Below are 16,927 nucleotides of genomic sequence, written 5' to 3' on the forward strand. Positions count from 1 at the left end.
GAACAGTAAGTTACGTTTGGTATATAAACGATGTCAACCACTGAAATCAGCGAACCCGACTCCCCCGCTCCGCGGCGTCGCCTGTCCCGTGAAGATCGCCTGCGCCAATTGCTCGATGTCGCCTGGCAAATCATCCGCGCCGAAGGCTCTGACGCCCTGACCCTCGGCTATCTCGCCGAAATGGCCGGGGTGACCAAACCGGTGGTGTACGATCATTTCGTCACCCGAGCCGGTTTGCTTGCAGCGCTCTATCGGGATTTCGATGCTCGGCAAACGGCGTTGATGGACGCCGCGATTGCCCGAAGCGAACCGACACTGACCGGCATCGCTTCGGTGATTGCCACGGCGTACGTTGATTGCGTGATGCTGCAAGGCAGAGAAATCCCCGGGATCATCGCAGCGCTGGCGAGCACTCCGGATCTGGAGAAGATAAAGCGTGAGTACGAGGCGATCTTCCTCGAAAAATGCCGTCGCGATCTACAACCGTACGCCCACGGCGGGGAAATTACTCAAGCCGGATTGCGCGCAATGCTCGGCGCTGCCGAAGCGCTGTCGCACGCGGCGGCCAACGGTGAAGTCAGCGCGAAAGAGGCCAGCGACGAGTTATTCGCAACCATCCTTGCCATGGTCGGACGCGCCGCCGTTCGGGCGACTGGCGGTACTTGAGCCGTCACTTGCACACTCCTACGATGGAATCACGCAGTGGCTCCGCTCTTCGGGCGCTGCGTAGGCACGGGTGCTCTGAACCCCAATCAAGCCCGTGCCTTGCTTCATGCGCATCTTGAGCCTCGAGGGCTCTACTTCCTCCCCATCAAAGAGCTTTGAGGCTCTTTTTTTGTCTGCGCAAATCAGTAGCCCGGCGCCTGATCGGCGTGAATCGAACGCTATGCTGCCTGCGCCAGCAACTCGCGATAGTCCTCCGGGCTGCCCTTCACGGGCCCCGCCAACCCCAAGGCGCGGATCACCTTGAACGTCAAACCCGGCTGAATGGCGCCCACAAAAAAGCCCTTGCTGCGCGATTCACAGCAAGGGCTTTTTCGCCGAAGCGAGGTCAGTGCACGGTCAGGCGCTGGCGGACAAAATCCTCGACATGGCGAGTGGTCTGATCGAGGTGCCGGTCGCGCTGTTTCTCGGCATCGAGCATCGCCCGTTTGCCATTTTTCTGCAGCAGGTAGGTGTGGATCTGCTGCACTTCCAGCGAGCGGTAAATCGGCGTGGTGTCGATAAATCCGCGCAAGCCATTGCTGCGGTAATGCCGGGTGCTCATCAACACCTGGGTTTCACGCTGGCCAATCACCTCAAAGTCCAACGCTTCGAAGTGCGGGACTTTGCCGATCGTGCAGGCCAGCTCCGCATGGGGATAACGCCCGACCATCTCACCGATCATCGCCCGCGCCACGCCCTGGCGCCGATGCCCTTCGCGCACCGCCATGTAGGCCACGCTGCAGGCTTCCCAGTCGCCCTGCACCGGCAGGTACAACAGAAAACCGATCACTTGCTCCGGATCATCCTCGTCGGTGGCCACCAGCAACTCCACGTCGATACCCTTCTCGCCATTCAACGCTTCGAGATACAGATGCACCTCATAGCCAACTGCGTACTGATAGACGTTGTACAGCAGGTTGCTCGGGCCGAGGCCGACCGCGCTGATGTCGGTCAGGTAGTCGACGACCATCTGCAGGATCTGGCTGTTGACGGCCTCGGGGCATGGGGATTTGTAGTGGGTGATGCGTGGCATGACGAACTCCGACGGTAAAAAGCGTTGCCGACCGCCGCAGCGGTCGACGAGCCGCGACATCATACCGTGACGCACGCGCTCGACGTCTAAAGTTCCTGTTCCGAGCGCCGATGTAACGGTCTCCTACAAATGTCACCACCAGGGATCGGCCATGTACTACCCGCGCGAAGCTGCCAAGGATCACCTTTACAACCGTATCGTCATGCTGACCGTTGCTTGCTGCGTGGTTTTGCTGCTCGCTGCAATGGCGCACAAGTCGGGCATGCTTTATGGGGCGCTGAGTTTCAACGGTGTGGAAACCCGCGGCAGCGTCACGGCACTGGAAAAGATTCCAATGAACGCCAATGGCAAGGTCATTCACTATCAATACACCGATGCCCAAGGCCAGACCCATGAAGGGCAACACGCCGACGAACGCTACGTCGAGCATACCCAATATGAAGTCGACGGCCCCATCACCCTGCTGGTGTCGCCGTGGATGCCGGATAAAAGCTGTATCGCCAGCCAGTTGCAGAGTTACCGTACGAGCTTCTACATCATGACCGGCGGTGTGTTGCTCGCACTGCTGTTTCTGCTGATCTCGGGCAGGACGTTCTGGCAGATTCAGGCAATGAAAGAACAAGACCGGTTTTATTGAGTCCAGCCTCACAGGCAACAACCATCACGCGCGCCGGGCGTCTTGCTGCGGCGCCATCCTGACGTTCTCGCACCGCCCTCCCTGAAAAAAATTTCATCCACCTCAGACGGGATCTTTCGCAAATCAGGCATCCAATTCTGCAGCTGCGTTCACTTTTCAACGCAGGCCTTGAGGAGTTGTCATGAGCGTTTTGCGTTCCCTGTCCAAATGGCGAAAAACCCTGCTGCTGGTGTCGTTGACGCTGGCGGCGCTGAGCAGTGCCCCGGTGTTTGCGCAACCGGTGGTGATCGTCCAGCAAGCTCCACCGCCGATGCGCATGGAAGTGATGCCCGGCGCACGTCCCGGTTATGTCTGGGATCAAGGTCATTGGCGCTGGCAAGGACGCGGTTACGTGTGGATACCCGGCCACTGGCAACCGGTGAGGTACGGCGCGCGCTGGAAACCCGGGCACTGGCAGGCACGCGGACCAAACTGGTTCTGGGTCGAGGGGCATTGGGTGCGATGAATGCGCGACAGCCTGACCATCACTTCTTGCGAGAACACCTCCATGTCGAAGACCGTTAAAGCATTGCTGGCCGCCACGCTGGTGGCCGTTACGTTGTCCGGTTGCGTCGTCGAGCCGGCCCGTCCGCATCGGCCTCCGCCGCTGGTCGAAGTCGTTCCGGTGATGCCGGCGCCGGGTTATCACTGGGTTGCCGGGCACTATCGCTGGGGCGGCAACCAATGGCGCTGGGTGCCGGGGCACTGGCGGGCCTATTGATTGCAACGGCGGGCGTCACTGCTGTGGCGCCACCACTTTGAATTTGATGGCGATGTCCTTGGACACCACGGTGTCCGCCCACTCCCCCGCGCCGAGGCCGAACTCGTCACGGTTGAGCACCAGCTCACCGTCGAAAACGCCGATGGCGTTGTCCGGTTTCAATTCCACCGGTACCTGAACCTCACGGGTGATGCCTTTGAGGGTGAGCTGGCCGTAGATCAAGTAAAGATTTTTGATTTTTGGATCTTGGGTAAAACGCTTGGATTCGAACACCGCCACGGGGAATTTTTCAGTGTCGAACCATGCCGGTTTCACCAGCTCGGTGTTGGCGTCTTCGCTGCCGGCATCAATGCTGGTGAGGTCGATATGCAACGAGGTGTGGGCGTCGGCGAGGTTGTCGGTGTCAAAGTCCAGCGTCGCCTCGAACTTGCCGAAGGTGCCGTAAACCCGCGAGCCCATCTGGTTGTAGGTGAAGCTGATCTGGCTGGCGGTGGTGTTGACCCGCGTGTATTCGTCAGCCTGCGCGGCACAGACGACGCACAGCGAACTCGCGGCAGCCAGCAGTATTCGGATCGACATCGGATTCTCCAGGCGGGGCTTGCCGTCGAGGGCCTCGATTGAATTAAGCAAACATCCGACTGTTACGCCAGCGCCTACACCAGCCGCTCGATCTTCTGATGCTGCCAGACCAGTTTGTAATAAAGGGTCTGCAACACCAGCATGCCCAGATAGGCCACCGGAAACGCCATCCACACGCCCTGCAAACCATATTGGCCGTCCAGCCAGTACGCCGCCGGCAGTTGCACACCGACAACGCAAATGATCGCAATGATCACCGGCACCAACACTGTGCCGCTGGCGCGCATGATCCCGCCGATGATGGCCTGGAAGCCAAAGACCAACAGGCTCCACAGCATGATGTGCAGCAGATGCTCAGCCATTGCCCGGGTCGAATCCTCGGTCAGGAACAGCCCCAGCAACCAGTGCGACAGCAGATAGCCGAGCACGATCAAGCCGCCGGTCAGGCACACGTTGATCAACAGCCCGGTGCGCAGAATCGGCCCCATGCGCTCCAGTCGCCCGGCGCCGATGGCCTGTGCACCGAGAATCGACGCGGTGATCGCAATCGACAACGCCGGGAACTGCACATAATTGACGATCTGCGTCACTGCGCCATACGCCGCCGTCGCTTGCGAGCCGTGCTGGTTGACCAGCGCCAGAATCACCAGCTCCGACAGCGACAGCACAATCATCTGCACGCCGGTCGGCAGGCCGATGCGCAAGACCTTGCCGAGAATCGCCCCGTCAAGGCGCAGCGCGGTGAAGAACTCCCGATCCGGCGCCAACGGGTGCCCCTTGCGAATCAGGCGCCACGCCAGCCACGCCATCGCCGCCAGGTTACCGGCCAGCCCGGCGTACGCCGCACTCTGAATACCCAATTGCGGCAAGCCGAACCAGCCGCGAATCAGCGCCGGGGTCAAGGCCAGCCCGACGCAGGTCGAGACCATCAGCGCCAGCAACGGCGACAGCGTATCGCTGACCCCGCGCAACAGCTGGGTGAACAACACAAACACCAGCAGCGACGGCAAGATCCACATCATCACATGGGCATACGCCACCGCATCGTCGAGCACATCCGCCGGCGTCCCCAGCCCCGCCAGCGCCTGCCGCGCGAACACGCTGCCCAACACCGCCGCCACCAGACCGATCAACACCCCGAGCAGCAGCGTTGCCCCGGCAATCGCCTTGACCATGTGCGGCTCACGCGCGCCCCACGCCTGACCGATCAACACTCCGGCGCCAGCGCCGAGGCCGATCACCAGTGCGATAAAGAAGAACACGATGGGAAACATCCCCGACACCGCCGCCAACGCCTGGGTGCCGAGCATCTGGCCGATGTAGATGCTGTTGACCGTGCCCGACATCGATTGCAGAAAGTTGGACAGCACCATCGGCGCGAGGAACAGCAGGTAGGTGTGCCAGAGTGGGCGTTGGGCGACGGCTTGCATTGAATAGAGGTCCATCTCGACGGCGGGAGGGCTGATGGAGGATAGCTTCGGTGAGTTGCACGCGGGGCGCAATTAACATTTCAATTGGGTGTTTATGACCCGTGACCGCGCCTGTGTAACGGACACGGTTCTGTAGGTGCAAGTTCAGAGCTGTGGTAAACAACTGCCCACTTTCACTTCTCTCATTGAGGCTCTGTTCATGCCGCGCTTTGCCCATCTGCTGACCGCCACCGTCCTCGCCGTGCTCACCACCAGCGCTCACGCCGCCGCGCCCGCCGAAACGTTGAAGCCGTTGCTGGAAACACTCAACGAACGCCTGAACATTGGCGACCTCGTCGCGCTGACCAAATGGGACAGCGGCAAGCCAATTCAGGACAGCCCTCGTGAGGCGCAGGTCATCGCCAACGCGCGAACGCTGGCCACCGAGCGCCAGCTCGACGCGGAAGACGTGGCGCAACTGATCGCCGCGCAAATGGAGGCGAATAAACTGGTGCAGTACGGTTTGCTCGCACAATGGCAAGCGTCCGGCGCCGCGCCGGACACCCCGCGCCCCGACCTGGGAAAACAGATTCGCCCGCGTCTGGATGAACTGCAAACCCGCCTGCTGCAGCAATACGCCGATTTCGCGCCGTATCGCCATGATGCGAATTGCCCGGCGTGGCTGGCCAAGGCGCGCAGCGGCCTGACCCACGACGCGCTGCATGAACTGGCCCTGACACGGGCGACCGGTGAGTTGTGTGTGCGGGCGGCGAACTCGCGCTGAGAAACGGCCAGATCAAAAGATCGCAGCCTGCGGCAGCGCCTACAAGGGGGATTGGTGAACCATCATTGCGGTCGATGTTCACCATCACGGCAATGAAGTTCTCATAAAAATTCCACGGCGTAACATCAGCTCCATACCAACCAACAACACCCCGGAGCACACGATCATGAAACGCCAGACCCTTCTCAGCATCGCTTTCTCGGTTTTCGCCATTAACGCTTTTGCCGCCACCCCGGCACACACCCAAGTCGCAGAAGGCGGCTCGGACAAGTTGATTGAAAGTCGTGTTGCTGAGGGCGGTTCTGATCGCCTGATCGAACGCCGTGTTGCTGAAGGTGGCGCTGATCGCCTGATCGAACGTCGTGTTGCTGAAGGTGGCGCTGATCGCCTGATCGAACGTCGTGTTGCTGAAGGTGGCGCTGATCGCCTGATCGAACGTCGTGTTGCTGAAGGTGGCGCTGATCGCCTGATCGAACGCCGTGTTGCCGAAGGTGGCGCTGATCGCCTGATCGAACGTCGTGTTGCTGAAGGTGGCGCTGATCGCCTGATCGAACGCCGTGTTGCCGAAGGTGGCGCTGATCGCCTGATCGAACGCCGCGTCGCATAACTCTGCGGCTTCATCGCAATCACAATGAAAGCCCGGCCTGATCAGCCGGGCTTTTTCACGTCCGGCGCCATCCATCTCCCGACTGGCCACCCACCGCCCATTGCGCATACCATGCGGCCACAACTCCAAAACAGACCTCGACTGCCCATGCTCAAAGCCAGTCTGCGTAGCCACCTCACCCTTTGGTTTGCCGGTTTATCCCTGCTGACGCTGCTGAGCGTGGGCTTCTATGTCGGCCATATCGCCACGGAACAAATGAAGCAAGCCAGCGGCAATGCGTTGCTCAACACCGCGCGCTCGGCCGCATCGTTGTTGGGTGAACGACTGCGCGAACGCCAGTTGGAGGTGTATCTGCTCAGCCGTGCGCCGCATCTGGAGCGTGGTGATCTGGATAACCCGGCGATTCTGAAATCGATGCAACTGCGCACCCAGGCCCGCACCGAGTATGCGTGGATGGGCGTCACCGATGCCGAGGGCAAGGTGCATCAGGCGGTGAACGACTTGCTGGTCGGCCAATCGGTGCAGCAACGGCCCTGGTTCCAGGCCGGGTTGCGCGGCGAGTACACCGGCGATCCTCATGAGGCGGTGTTGCTGGCGAAAATGCTGCCGGCCCTGCCGAACGGTGAACCGCTGCGCTTCATCGATTTCGCCGCACCGATCCGCAACGCAGACGGCCAGGTGATTGGTGTTCTTGGCGCCCACGCACACTGGAGCTGGGTGACGCGCATTGTTGAGTCGGCGGCGCTTTCGCATAAAAACTCAACGCCGGATATCGAAGCGTTGATCATCGATCACGATGGCAAAGTGCTCTACCCGGAAGCGCTGATGGGTCAGCAACTGGCAATTGACACCAAAAGGCAAGGCTGGACGGCGGGCAACGGATTCCTCACCAGCGTGGTCATCGTACCGACGCCATCGAGTACGGTGCTGTCATGGTCGATTGCCGTGCGCCAGCCATTGGAAACCGCACTGCAACCGGCGCGCCTGCTGATGTACAAATTGCTGATTCTGGGTGTGGTCGCGGCGGTGCTGTTCGGCTTGGTGGCTTACTACCTGGCGCTGTACCTGAGCCGACCGATCGAACAGCTCGCGCGCTCGGCGCGGCAGGTGCAAAACCAACAACCCGGTGCGCAATTCCCGCTGCAACACCCGGTGCTGGAAATTGCCCAGCTCGGCCAGTCCATTGATGCCATGACGCAATCGCTGCTCGGCAAAGAGCGCGAGCTGCAAGAGGCCAATGCCTCGCTGGAAGCAACCGTCGCGCAACGCACCGCTGCGCTGACGCAGGCCAATGCCGAATTGCTCAGCTTGGCGACCCACGACAGTTTGACCGGCGTTTACAACCGTCGCCGTTTCGACGAGAAACTCACCGAATACACACTGCTGTTCCGCCGCACCGGACGTCCGTTCTCCCTGCTGCTGATCGATGCCGATCACTTCAAGCGCATCAATGATTCCCACGGCCACGCAGTGGGTGATGATGTGCTGCAACAATTGGCGCAGTTGATTCAGAGCAGCTTGCGCACCACCGATTTCGTCGCCCGTTACGGCGGCGAAGAGTTCGCTGTGCTGTTGCCGGAAATCGCCAAACCCGACACTCCGGAAGTCGTCGCCGAGAAGATCCGCGTGGCGGTCGCCGAAGCTCACTTCCCGGTGATCGGGCAAGTGACGGTCAGCATCGGCATCGGCCTGGCGGACCCGGCCGATAACAACCACAACGCACTGATCAAACGCGCCGATCAGCAGTTGTATCAGGCCAAGGCGGCAGGTCGTAATCAGGTGGCGTGATCAGCCCTTCTTCACTTCGCAAATCCCGTTGGCCCGGTTCTTCCCGGTGTACGACACCGCAGGCGAACCGTCGGGATTGATGCTCAGGGAAATGGTCACGCCCGCGCCTTTGGCTTCGAAGTAGTTCTCATTGAACTTCTTCAACTGGCCTTCCTTGCCATTGATGTAGATCGGCCCGCCTTCATCGGCGTGCACTTCGATCTTGCCCGGGCACGTCGCGTTGAGCATAGGGATGCCGGCATGGGCGATTGCGCTGACAAGCAACAGCGGGGCTGCCAGTAGCAGAGATTTCATGGTGAGCTCCTTGAGTGCAACGGTGTGCCGGACGATAGGGAAATACCGCACAAGTACCCTATCGACCCGTGACCGACCGCAGCGTTCCGCGAACACGATCGCCTTGTGCCGATTACTGTTTCAAGTGATCGACCAGCTTGTTGACCACCAGATCGGACACATGGCTGAACGCTTTGCGCAACGCCTCGGGATCCGTGGCGTACTGCTCCGGTGTATAGGCGATGGTGTTGGCATCGTTGGATACAGAGATCGTGTCGAAATTACGCCATACCGCTGAGCCGTTGCGCTTGATTTGCGCCGTGGCACCGATGACGGGATACAACACGGTGCTGAAGTTCTTCAGGCAGAGGCCCCATTGCGAGACCAGAATTTCGACCTCGGCATCGGCTCGCTCACCCTCGCCCACCACGGTAAACAGATGTTCCTGCTGTACGCGTTTTTCGAAGCTTTGCCGGATCAACTGGCTCAGGTCGATGCCATTGGCCTTCATGTTGTTGCGAATCGCCAGAGTGATATCGCCGGTGGCCACGTCCGCCGCTTTCGTCCCTGCCACAGAGCCCGCCCCCGTTAACGCACCGGCGCCAGAAGTCGAAGCACCTGAGGCCATACCTGCCGCTGCGCCGGCTCCAGCACCCAGGCCGGCGCCCCAGGCCTGCGTCATGCTGGTGTATTGAAAGTTATCGACGGCAACAAACACCGGCAGCACTTTCACGGTTTTGATCTGCTGGCGGTCTTCAACGCTGAGATCTTTGGTCACGCAACCCGTCAGCAAAACGAGGGCAGCAACAGCGACGAGTAGCTTTTTCATGTCATTTTTCAATCAGGGACTTGGGTGTCCGGCATATCGCCCGAACACCGCAATACTTGAGTCGCGAAGAAGACGTAGTGGTGACGGTCATGACCCTGGCGGCGGAATCAATCGAGCGTGATGGAGGGGGTGCCACAGAGAGCATCAACCGACATCGCTGCACCTCAAAAACACGCACGCCCTGTAGGAGCTGCCGTTATTGCGTGAAGGTCTGGAGGTACGCCAGCAAATTGTCGAGTTTTTCTTCGTCGCTCAAGCCCCAGAAAATCATCCGCGTACCGGGCACCACGCCTTTCGGATCCTTCAGATAGGCGATCAGCGTTTCGCGATCCCAGGTCACTCCCGAGTTCTTCATCGCATCTGAATACACGTAATTCGCTGACGTACCGGCGGGCCGACCGATGATGCCATTGAGTTGCGGACCGAATCCGGGGCGGGCCGATTCGCCGACCTGATGGCAGCCGCCGCACAGACGCGGAAAAATTTTCGCGCCGGCTTCGGGGTCGCCTGCGGCGAGGGTGAACGTACTGGACAGGCCAGTGGCGAGCATCAGGGCGAGTGACAGTGCAGCGGTGTTTTTCATCGAGAGTTCCGGATCGGTCTGCATCGGGCGACGCAAGGGTAGCATTATGTTTTTACAGGTAAGCGCCAATGATCTTTCTGACTTTGCTCAACGCCTGACGCAACACGTCCATCTCTACCGAGCCCAACGCCAAGCGAATCGCATGTGGCACATGACCCGCCACCGAAAACGGTTCAGCCGTGGTGACGGAAATCTGCTCGTGCATCAGCTCGACGACAATCTGATCGGCGCGCACGTCTTCCGGCAGCGGTAGCCACAGGAAATACGACGCCGGATGGCCAATGCTCGGCAGTCCTTTCAACACTTCGGTGGCCAGTGCCTGCCGCACCTTGGCGTCGTTGCGCTTCTGTTCCTCAAGCACCGTCACCGTGCCGTCGTCGAGCCAGCCACAGGCGATGGCAGTCATGACGCCTGGGGTGTTCCAGGTCGTGGCGCGGATGATGCGTTCCAGTGCTGGCACCACGTCGGTCGGGGCGGCGATGAAACCGACACGCAGGCCTGTGGCGATGTTTTTCGACAGGCCCGACACGTACACCGTGCGCTCCGGCGCCAGATCGATCAGCGTACGCGGTGGGTTTTCAACCAAAAAGGCGTAGGCCGCGTCTTCGATTATTGTCAGATCATGTCGCCGGGCAATAGCCACCAACTGCTCGCGCTGCGCCAGCGGCATCACCGAACCCAACGGGTTGTGCAACGTCGGCATGCTGTACACGGCGCGCACCGAGCGGCTGCGACAGAGTTTCTCCAGCGCGACGAGATCCGGCCCTTGATCACCGAGCGGAATGGCTACGACTTCCAGATGCAGCGCTTCGGCCAGCACCTTGAACCCGGAATAGGTCAGCGCGTCGGCGGCAATCACATCGCCGGGTTTGAGCAGCGCCATCAGCGTCACTGCGAGGCCTTGCTGGGCGCCGTTGACGATCAGCACTTGCTCGGCCTCGACCCTCACCCCGCGCGTCAGCAGGTGCCGCGCGACCGACGCGCGCTCGTGGCCGCGCCCGGCGTGCGGTTGATAACGCAGCAACGCCTCCAGATCGCCGGACAACGCCAATTGGCGCAGCGCTGTGCGCAACAAATCCGCCTGACCGGGCAACGACGGATAATTGAAATTGAGGTCGATCATGCCGACCGCCACTTGTTTCTGATCGATGCCCTGCCCCGGCGACAGCGAGGTTTCGCGGACAAACGTGCCGCGCCCGGTCTCGCCGCTGATCAGGCCCATGGCCTCCAGCTCTGCATATACCCGCGAGGCCGTGACCAGCGCCAGCCCTTCTTGAGCGGCCAGTTGCCGGTGGGTCGGCAACCGTGTACCCGGCGGCAACATCCCCGAGCGGATGTCCGCCGCGTAGGCGTCAACCAGTGTCTTGTAGCGCGAACGTGGCATGCCGGATGTATCCATGACAATTCTTTGATTGTGCTGATTCTCGGCTCTAGCATGGCTGCAATGCAACCCACTTCCGAGCGTGAACGGTGATGGAAAGGACTTCGAATCTGACGACCCCGGCACTGGAAAAAACCAGTGGCTGGATCAACGGTTTTATCGGCGTGGTGATCTTCAGCGGTTCGCTGCCGGCCACGCGTATGGCGGTGCTGGAGTTCGATCCGGTGTTTCTCACGGTGGTCCGCGCCGCCATCGCCGGGGTGTTGGCGGTGGTGCTGTTGTGGCTGTTTCGCGAGCGGCGCCCGGCGCGCAATCAGTGGTTGTCGCTGTTGATTGTCGCGCTGGGCGTGGTGCTTGGTTTTCCGCTGTTGACCGCCCTGGCGCTGCAACATGTGACGTCGGCGCATTCGATTGTGTTTGTCGGCTTGCTGCCACTGGCCACAGCGATTTTTGCTGTGCTGCGCGGCGGTGAGCGGCCGCGACCGGTGTTCTGGATTTTCTCGATGCTCGGCAGCGCGCTGGTGGTCGGCTTCGCGCTGGCACAAGGTCTGACTGCCTCGCCCACTGGCGATCTGCTGATGCTCGCGGCGATTCTGGCCTGCGGTCTCGGTTACGCCGAAGGCGCGAAGTTGTCGCGCACTCTCGGCGGCTGGCAGGTGATTTGCTGGGCGCTGGTGCTTTCGCTGCCACTCATGGCGGTGTTGAGTGTGTGGCTGGCGCCCGCCTCGTTCAACACAATCAGTCTGTCGGCGTGGCTATGCCTGGGTTACGTGTCGCTGTTCAGCATGCTGATCGGTTTTGTGTTCTGGTATCGCGGCCTGGCTCAGGGCGGGATTGCCGCGGTCGGTCAGTTGCAATTACTGCAGCCGTTTTTCGGTCTGGCGCTGGCGGCGACCCTGCTACATGAACAGGTCAGCCTCGGCATGCTCGCCGTGACGTTTGGCGTGATCCTGTGTGTCGCCGGGGCGAAGAAATTCGCCAAATGATCTTCAGGCACCCGCCTTCCACTCGCGTGGGCTGAGCCCGGTCTTGCGCCGAAACGCCCGGGCCAGCGCCGAAGGACTTTCGTAACCGACCTCTTCGGCAATCAGCGCAATCGGTCTGCCTTCGCGCAGGCGTTTCTGCGCCAGGCTGACGCGCCAACTCAGCAGATAATCGGCCGGCGTTTGCCCGACAACCCGGCGAAACTGCTCGGCGAACCCGGCGCGGGACAGGTTGGCGACAGCGGCCAGATCCGCCACGCTCCACGGTTTTTGCGGTTGCTCGTGCATCAGGTTCAAGGCACGGGACAGCCGTGGATCGGCCAGCCCGGCGATCATCCCCGGTTGTTGTTCGCGACTGCTGATCAAATGCCGCAGCAACAGAATCACCAGCAGTTCGAACAGGCGATCCATCACCGCCACCCGCCCGCAATGACCTTCGAACGCTTCCTTGAACAGCCATTCCACGGTGTTGCCCAACTCCGGGATGTCCGTCAGTTTCAGCACCAGATAATCCGGCAGCGCCGCCGCCAGGGCATTGCCGGAGCCGCCATCAAACGTCAGCGTGGCGCAGACCAATCGGGTGTCCATGGCTTCATCGGCAAACATGCGATGGGTAAAGGGTCGGGGGAAGAAGATCAGCGACGGTTCGCTCAGGCGAATCTCACGCTCGTTGCCCGGTTTGAGCAGCAATTCACCGGCCTGCAAAAGATGCACATGCCCCACCGGCTCGTTGTCATGAACGCTGACGCCGCAAAACGCGCCGCTGTGGAACGTACCGGCATTCACGCCGAAATGGCTGAGCAATGTTGAAAGGCGATCCATGGACGACTCCGAGGGCATATCTGGACGATCTGCCGCATATCCTCGACGATTTGCCGCCAATCCACCAGCCTCACTGCATAACATGACCTCCATCCCCGGCGCACTTCGCACCGGACTTTCGGAGAATCAACATGAGCCGCATCCACGCTATCAGCCTCGAAACCGCCGCCGACGCCAGCCGCCCTGTGCTGGAAGGCGTGAAAAAGAAAATCGGTTTCCTGCCCAACGTCTTCACCACCCTGGCCAAAGCACCGGTGGCCCTCGAAACTTACGTACAAGCCTCGGCGATCCTCGGCAAGACCTCGCTGAACGCCCAGGAAAAAGAAGCGGTGTACCTCGCCACCTCACAGGTCAACGGTTGCGACTACTGCCTGGCGGCACACACCTTGTTTGCCGGCAAAGCCGGGCTCTCGGCGCAGGACATCGTCGCCGCACGCCAGGGCGAGCTCAACGCCTACGCAACCCTCGCCCGCCAATTGACTGAAAGCCGTGGCCACTTGAGTGATGAACAAATCGCCGCCGCCCGCGCTGCCGGCATCGACGACGTGAAGATCATTGAAGTGATTGCACTGGTGGCCGTGCAGAGCCTGACCAACTACCTGAACAATGCGGCGCTGACCGATATCGACTTCCCGGCCATCTGAAGTCTGGCCACACAACAACACCAGTGGGAGCGAATCTGCAAGCGCTAGCGGCGTGTCATTCAAAGCATCTTTGACCGACCCGACGCCATCGCGAGCAGGCTCACTCCTACAATTGGATCGCCTACAACCCGCCAGAAACAGGTCGGCTGTCAGGCCGCCTTCGCGAGCAGGCTCGCTCCCACAGTTTTAACGTGCGTACAACCCCAGCGGCAAAGCCGCCCCACTCAACAGGATGAGCGTTAGCTCGGCTGCAGCTCTTGATCTTGATCTTGATCCACGGGCGACGTCGGAAGGCTGAGTGGAGGGATTCATCCGGGCGTTGGAGCGCAGCGACCGTTTGGCGCAGCCAAACACAGCGAGAGGAGGTGCAGCGAAGCAAACCGGAGACGCTGCGCCCGGATCGATTCCGGAGCGAAGGGACCCCGAGCCCCAGCGAGCGGGCCGGACGTAGGAGCAAGCGTTTTTGGTTACTTTTTAGGCGTTTGTAAAAAGTGACCCGCCGTAAGGGCGGAACCCTAAGTGGCCGTTACCGCAGCAACGGATATGTACTCAGTAATCCAGACAACCATAGCCAACGCCCACGACTGATCAGTGATGCTCCTCCCCCGCCCGCTTAAGCAACTTCTTGCACCGCTCAGACAAATGAAACACCTGCAAATGCTTACCCGCCTTGGCATAGCGCTCGCGCAGAGTCTTCAACGCCGCAATCGCCGAATAATCGACAAAACTCAAATGCCGACAATCCAAAGTCACCCGAGCCGGATCATTAGCCGGATCAAACTGATTGAGAAACGGCGTAGTCGAAGCAAAAAACAACGTGCCATGCAGACGATAAAGCTTGCTGCCGTCAGCCTCCAGATGCTCATCGGCATACAGCTCACGAGCCTGCTGCCAGGCAAAGTTAAGCGCAGCGATAATGATGCCGCACAACACCGCAGTGGCCAGATCAGTGAACACAGTGATGGTAGTCACAGCAATGATCACCAGCACATCATTGAGCGGTACTTTGTTCACCACCCGCAACGACACCCAGGCAAAAGTCTGCTGCGACACCACAAACATCACACCCACCAGCGCCGCCAGCGGAATACGCTCGATCAGCGGCGACAGAAACAGAATGAACAACAGAATCAGCACCCCAGCGACAACGCCAGACAAGCGCCCGCGCCCACCGGAACTGAGGTTGATCACGGTCTGGCCGATCATCGCGCAACCGCCCATGCCACCGAATGCGCCCGAGACCATATTGGCCGCACCGAGCGCCACGCACTCGCGATCCGGATAGCCACGGGTTTCGGTGATTTCATCGGTCAGGTTCAACGTCAGCAGGGTTTCCAGCAGACCGACCAGCGCCATCAGAATCGCGTAAGGCGCGATGATGCGCAGGGTTTCAAGATTCCACGGGATGTCCGGCAAAGCGAACGTCGGCAAGCCGCCGGCAATGTGCGCCATGTCGCCGAGGGTGCGGGTCGGCAGGCCGAACAGATAGACCAGCAGACCGACGCCGAGGATTGCCACCAGTGCTGGCGGCACTGCACGGGTCAGGCGCGGCAGGATATAGACGATGGCCATGGTCAGCGCCACCAGCCCGGCCATCAGGTACAACGGCGTGCCGCTGAGCCAGTCCTCACCGCTCTTGAAATGTTCCAGTTGCGCCAGCGCAATGATGATCGCCAGGCCGTTGACGAAGCCGAGCATCACCGGGTGCGGCACCATGCGCACCAGTTTGCCCAAGCGCAGCAAGCCGAACGCCATCATGATCAAACCGCCAAGCAACACCGTCGCCAGCAAATACTGCACACCGTGCTGCACCACCAGCGCAACGATGACCACGGCCATCGAACCGGCCGCGCCGGAGACCATGCCCGGCCGCCCGCCGAACAACGCCGTCAGCGTGCAAATGATGAACGCGCCATACAGGCCCATCAGCGGATTGAGGTGCGCCACCAGTGCGAACGCAATGCATTCGGGCAACAGGGCAAACGAGGTGGTGAGTCCGGCCAGGACATCGGCGCGCAGACGAATCGGTTTCATGGCTTACCTATCGAGCAGCCACCGAGCGCGGCTGCAGGTGTTCGGGAAAAAGAGGGTTGCGGATGTTACGGAATTGTCGCGGATCGGGCCAGTGAACGCTGACACTTGTCGGCTCGGGCTTTATGCTGGCGCGCTCCTCTGGTCATTGAGTTCGACATGTCTGCATTTCTGAGCGCCCGCGAGGTGTCTCAGCGTTTGCGTGAAGCGGCGCTGGGTGTGCTCGCTTTCAACATCTGCGATGTGCCCACCGCAGCCGGACTGGTTGCGGTCGATATCGAGGGCTGGCGCCTGCTGCTGGATGTTGAAGGTGGGCGGTTACACCACTGTGAATTTGCCCGCAGCGACGATGGGCAAGAAGGTGCGCTGGAGAGCTGGCAGCGTTACGGCACCGATCCGGTGAGTTTGCTCAGTACCTGGGAATTGGCGCAGATAGAGCAAATGCTCAACGCGCAAACGAACGAGGTTGCTCAATGATGGCACTCTGCCCATAATTCGCGCCCTCCTCTATTCCCACGCAAGGAACTGCCGTGAAGAAGTCGCTGTTGTTGATCCCGATGCTGGCCCTGCTCCTGCAAGGCTGTGGCATGACCATGACCCGTTACGAACCAAGCTTCGAGAACGTGCAGAAGCTAAAACAAACCCCGCCGCTGCACGCGATCAGCAATCCTCAGGTCACGGCCGAATCCGGTGAAGGTTCGCTGGTGGTCCGTGCCAACCCGGTTCGCTCGCCGTCCGGCAGCATCCCGGCACACATTCAGGATGCGATCACCGAAGAACTGCGCAAGGCCGGTCTGCTCGATCCGCAGGCTCAGCGTCAGTTGAAAGTGCTGGTGGTGAAGAACGAACTGTCCGCCGGCATGGGCACGGGCGACGGCAAACTTGCTGCACGTTTCACCCTGCTCAACGGCAACAATGTGGTGTACGACGCGACCAAGAATGTCAGCAGCCAATGGAGCAGCAGCTTCTTCGGCTTCATTGCGATCCCGAACGCAGTCAACGCTTACAACCCGATGGTGCGTGACTTGCTCAAGGAACTCTACAGCGATCCACAGTTCATTCAGGCCCTGAAGTAAGGG

At 60.5% G+C, this 16,927-nt stretch carries 20 protein-coding genes; 11 read left to right on the forward strand and 9 right to left on the reverse strand.

Going from position 1 to position 16,927, the window contains the following annotated elements:
• Positions 1-30: 30 nt before the first annotated feature.
• Entirely contained in the window at positions 31-666 is a 636-nt protein-coding gene (locus J0G10_RS18875) for a TetR/AcrR family transcriptional regulator (RefSeq protein WP_095048033.1), read from the forward strand.
• Between the two features lie 385 nt (positions 667-1,051).
• Here J0G10_RS18875 and J0G10_RS18880 read toward each other — a convergent pair whose 3' ends face one another.
• The gene (locus J0G10_RS18880) at positions 1,052-1,738 is read right to left on the reverse strand and encodes a GNAT family N-acetyltransferase (protein WP_220556468.1); all 687 of its coding nucleotides are present in this window, start codon (positions 1,736-1,738) and stop codon (positions 1,052-1,054) included.
• Between the two features lie 151 nt (positions 1,739-1,889).
• On the opposite strand from J0G10_RS18880, the gene J0G10_RS18885 reads away from it, so the two are divergent.
• The 3 genes from J0G10_RS18885 (at position 1,890) to J0G10_RS18895 (ending at position 3,135) form a co-directional block, all read left to right on the forward strand.
• Positions 1,890-2,375 carry a DUF3592 domain-containing protein gene (locus J0G10_RS18885; protein ID WP_093441138.1) on the forward strand — a complete coding sequence of 162 codons (486 nt, stop codon included), beginning with the start codon at positions 1,890-1,892 and terminating at the stop codon, positions 2,373-2,375.
• 181 nt (positions 2,376-2,556) lie between these two features.
• The gene (locus tag J0G10_RS18890; protein WP_095048035.1) at positions 2,557-2,880 is read left to right on the forward strand and encodes a YXWGXW repeat-containing protein; all 324 of its coding nucleotides are present in this window, start codon (positions 2,557-2,559) and stop codon (positions 2,878-2,880) included.
• A gap of 42 nt (positions 2,881-2,922) precedes the next feature.
• Positions 2,923-3,135 carry a YXWGXW repeat-containing protein gene (locus tag J0G10_RS18895; RefSeq protein WP_007908149.1) on the forward strand — a complete coding sequence of 71 codons (213 nt, stop codon included), beginning with the start codon at positions 2,923-2,925 and terminating at the stop codon, positions 3,133-3,135.
• Positions 3,136-3,150: 15 nt separating this feature from the next.
• On the opposite strand, the gene J0G10_RS18900 is transcribed toward J0G10_RS18895, so the two are convergent.
• Both J0G10_RS18900 and J0G10_RS18905 read right to left on the reverse strand, forming a co-directional pair.
• On the reverse strand, positions 3,151-3,714 hold the full coding sequence (locus J0G10_RS18900; RefSeq protein WP_095048036.1) for a YceI family protein: 564 nt from the start codon (positions 3,712-3,714) through the stop codon (positions 3,151-3,153).
• A gap of 74 nt (positions 3,715-3,788) precedes the next feature.
• On the reverse strand, positions 3,789-5,144 hold the full coding sequence (locus J0G10_RS18905; RefSeq protein WP_220556469.1) for an MATE family efflux transporter: 1,356 nt from the start codon (positions 5,142-5,144) through the stop codon (positions 3,789-3,791).
• A 199-nt stretch (positions 5,145-5,343) separates the two neighbouring features.
• Here J0G10_RS18905 and J0G10_RS18910 point away from each other — a divergent pair, with 199 nt between their 5' ends.
• The 3 genes from J0G10_RS18910 (at position 5,344) to J0G10_RS18920 (ending at position 8,302) form a co-directional block, all read left to right on the forward strand.
• Positions 5,344-5,907 (forward strand): chorismate mutase, encoded by a 564-nt coding sequence (locus J0G10_RS18910; RefSeq protein ID WP_220556470.1) that lies wholly within the window; start codon positions 5,344-5,346, stop codon positions 5,905-5,907.
• A 166-nt stretch (positions 5,908-6,073) separates the two neighbouring features.
• The gene (locus J0G10_RS18915; protein WP_095124516.1) at positions 6,074-6,514 is read left to right on the forward strand and encodes a phage infection protein; all 441 of its coding nucleotides are present in this window, start codon (positions 6,074-6,076) and stop codon (positions 6,512-6,514) included.
• 147 nt (positions 6,515-6,661) lie between these two features.
• The gene (locus J0G10_RS18920; protein WP_095048040.1) at positions 6,662-8,302 is read left to right on the forward strand and encodes a sensor domain-containing diguanylate cyclase; all 1,641 of its coding nucleotides are present in this window, start codon (positions 6,662-6,664) and stop codon (positions 8,300-8,302) included.
• On the opposite strand, the gene J0G10_RS18925 is transcribed toward J0G10_RS18920, so the two are convergent.
• From J0G10_RS18925 to J0G10_RS18940, 4 genes are all read right to left on the reverse strand, one after another.
• Positions 8,303-8,596, reverse strand: coding sequence for a hypothetical protein (locus tag J0G10_RS18925; RefSeq protein WP_095048041.1), 294 nt, complete (start codon positions 8,594-8,596; stop codon positions 8,303-8,305).
• A 112-nt stretch (positions 8,597-8,708) separates the two neighbouring features.
• Positions 8,709-9,404: a hypothetical protein gene (locus tag J0G10_RS18930; RefSeq protein WP_093441166.1), complete on the reverse strand. Its 696-nt coding sequence runs from the start codon at positions 9,402-9,404 to the stop codon at positions 8,709-8,711.
• A 196-nt stretch (positions 9,405-9,600) separates the two neighbouring features.
• Positions 9,601-9,987: a c-type cytochrome gene (locus tag J0G10_RS18935; protein ID WP_095048105.1), complete on the reverse strand. Its 387-nt coding sequence runs from the start codon at positions 9,985-9,987 to the stop codon at positions 9,601-9,603.
• A gap of 52 nt (positions 9,988-10,039) precedes the next feature.
• Positions 10,040-11,371, reverse strand: a complete 1,332-nt coding sequence (locus tag J0G10_RS18940; protein WP_220558877.1) for an aminotransferase-like domain-containing protein — start codon at positions 11,369-11,371, stop codon at positions 10,040-10,042.
• Between the two features lie 89 nt (positions 11,372-11,460).
• Here J0G10_RS18940 and J0G10_RS18945 point away from each other — a divergent pair, with 89 nt between their 5' ends.
• Complete coding sequence (locus J0G10_RS18945; RefSeq protein ID WP_095048044.1) at positions 11,461-12,354, forward strand: DMT family transporter; 894 nt, start codon at positions 11,461-11,463, stop codon at positions 12,352-12,354.
• Between the two features lie 3 nt (positions 12,355-12,357).
• Here the strand turns inward: J0G10_RS18945 and J0G10_RS18950 are convergent, their stop codons facing one another.
• Positions 12,358-13,173 (reverse strand): AraC family transcriptional regulator, encoded by an 816-nt coding sequence (locus J0G10_RS18950; RefSeq protein WP_095048045.1) that lies wholly within the window; start codon positions 13,171-13,173, stop codon positions 12,358-12,360.
• A gap of 131 nt (positions 13,174-13,304) precedes the next feature.
• On the opposite strand from J0G10_RS18950, the gene J0G10_RS18955 reads away from it, so the two are divergent.
• Positions 13,305-13,817 carry a carboxymuconolactone decarboxylase family protein gene (locus tag J0G10_RS18955; RefSeq protein WP_093441201.1) on the forward strand — a complete coding sequence of 171 codons (513 nt, stop codon included), beginning with the start codon at positions 13,305-13,307 and terminating at the stop codon, positions 13,815-13,817.
• A 588-nt stretch (positions 13,818-14,405) separates the two neighbouring features.
• Here the strand turns inward: J0G10_RS18955 and J0G10_RS18960 are convergent.
• Entirely contained in the window at positions 14,406-15,851 is a 1,446-nt protein-coding gene (locus tag J0G10_RS18960; protein ID WP_095048046.1) for a SulP family inorganic anion transporter, read from the reverse strand.
• A 156-nt stretch (positions 15,852-16,007) separates the two neighbouring features.
• Here J0G10_RS18960 and J0G10_RS18965 point away from each other — a divergent pair, with 156 nt between their 5' ends.
• Together J0G10_RS18965 and J0G10_RS18970 are read left to right on the forward strand one after the other, a co-directional pair.
• On the forward strand, positions 16,008-16,325 hold the full coding sequence (locus J0G10_RS18965; protein WP_220556471.1) for a DUF7693 family protein: 318 nt from the start codon (positions 16,008-16,010) through the stop codon (positions 16,323-16,325).
• Positions 16,326-16,378: 53 nt separating this feature from the next.
• Entirely contained in the window at positions 16,379-16,924 is a 546-nt protein-coding gene (locus J0G10_RS18970; protein ID WP_095048048.1) for a hypothetical protein, read from the forward strand.
• Positions 16,925-16,927: the final 3 nt, after the last annotated feature.

The organism is Pseudomonas germanica (assembly GCF_019614655.1).
In the GTDB taxonomy this organism is placed as follows: domain Bacteria; phylum Pseudomonadota; class Gammaproteobacteria; order Pseudomonadales; family Pseudomonadaceae; genus Aquipseudomonas; species Aquipseudomonas neuropathica.

Excerpts from the sequence above, each read along its gene's own strand:
- J0G10_RS18955 (WP_093441201.1), top strand. The coding sequence starts at position 13,305 with ATGAGCCGCATCCACGCTATCAGCCTCGAAACCGCCGCCGACGCCAGC.
- J0G10_RS18890 (WP_095048035.1), top strand. The coding sequence starts at position 2,557 with ATGAGCGTTTTGCGTTCCCTGTCCAAATGGCGAAAAACCCTGCTGCTG.
- J0G10_RS18880 (WP_220556468.1), bottom strand. The coding sequence starts at position 1,738 with ATGCCACGCATCACCCACTACAAATCCCCATGCCCCGAGGCCGTCAAC.
- J0G10_RS18960 (WP_095048046.1), bottom strand. The coding sequence starts at position 15,851 with ATGAAACCGATTCGTCTGCGCGCCGATGTCCTGGCCGGACTCACCACC.
- J0G10_RS18875 (WP_095048033.1), top strand. The coding sequence starts at position 31 with ATGTCAACCACTGAAATCAGCGAACCCGACTCCCCCGCTCCGCGGCGT.
- J0G10_RS18925 (WP_095048041.1), bottom strand. The coding sequence starts at position 8,596 with ATGAAATCTCTGCTACTGGCAGCCCCGCTGTTGCTTGTCAGCGCAATC.
- J0G10_RS18965 (WP_220556471.1), top strand. The coding sequence starts at position 16,008 with ATGTCTGCATTTCTGAGCGCCCGCGAGGTGTCTCAGCGTTTGCGTGAA.
- J0G10_RS18895 (WP_007908149.1), top strand. The coding sequence starts at position 2,923 with ATGTCGAAGACCGTTAAAGCATTGCTGGCCGCCACGCTGGTGGCCGTT.
- J0G10_RS18940 (WP_220558877.1), bottom strand. The coding sequence starts at position 11,371 with ATGCCACGTTCGCGCTACAAGACACTGGTTGACGCCTACGCGGCGGAC.
- J0G10_RS18905 (WP_220556469.1), bottom strand. The coding sequence starts at position 5,144 with ATGCAAGCCGTCGCCCAACGCCCACTCTGGCACACCTACCTGCTGTTC.
- J0G10_RS18920 (WP_095048040.1), top strand. The coding sequence starts at position 6,662 with ATGCTCAAAGCCAGTCTGCGTAGCCACCTCACCCTTTGGTTTGCCGGT.
- J0G10_RS18885 (WP_093441138.1), top strand. The coding sequence starts at position 1,890 with ATGTACTACCCGCGCGAAGCTGCCAAGGATCACCTTTACAACCGTATC.
- J0G10_RS18930 (WP_093441166.1), bottom strand. The coding sequence starts at position 9,404 with ATGAAAAAGCTACTCGTCGCTGTTGCTGCCCTCGTTTTGCTGACGGGT.
- J0G10_RS18935 (WP_095048105.1), bottom strand. The coding sequence starts at position 9,987 with ATGAAAAACACCGCTGCACTGTCACTCGCCCTGATGCTCGCCACTGGC.
- J0G10_RS18910 (WP_220556470.1), top strand. The coding sequence starts at position 5,344 with ATGCCGCGCTTTGCCCATCTGCTGACCGCCACCGTCCTCGCCGTGCTC.
- J0G10_RS18945 (WP_095048044.1), top strand. The coding sequence starts at position 11,461 with ATGGAAAGGACTTCGAATCTGACGACCCCGGCACTGGAAAAAACCAGT.
- J0G10_RS18915 (WP_095124516.1), top strand. The coding sequence starts at position 6,074 with ATGAAACGCCAGACCCTTCTCAGCATCGCTTTCTCGGTTTTCGCCATT.
- J0G10_RS18950 (WP_095048045.1), bottom strand. The coding sequence starts at position 13,173 with ATGGATCGCCTTTCAACATTGCTCAGCCATTTCGGCGTGAATGCCGGT.
- J0G10_RS18900 (WP_095048036.1), bottom strand. The coding sequence starts at position 3,714 with ATGTCGATCCGAATACTGCTGGCTGCCGCGAGTTCGCTGTGCGTCGTC.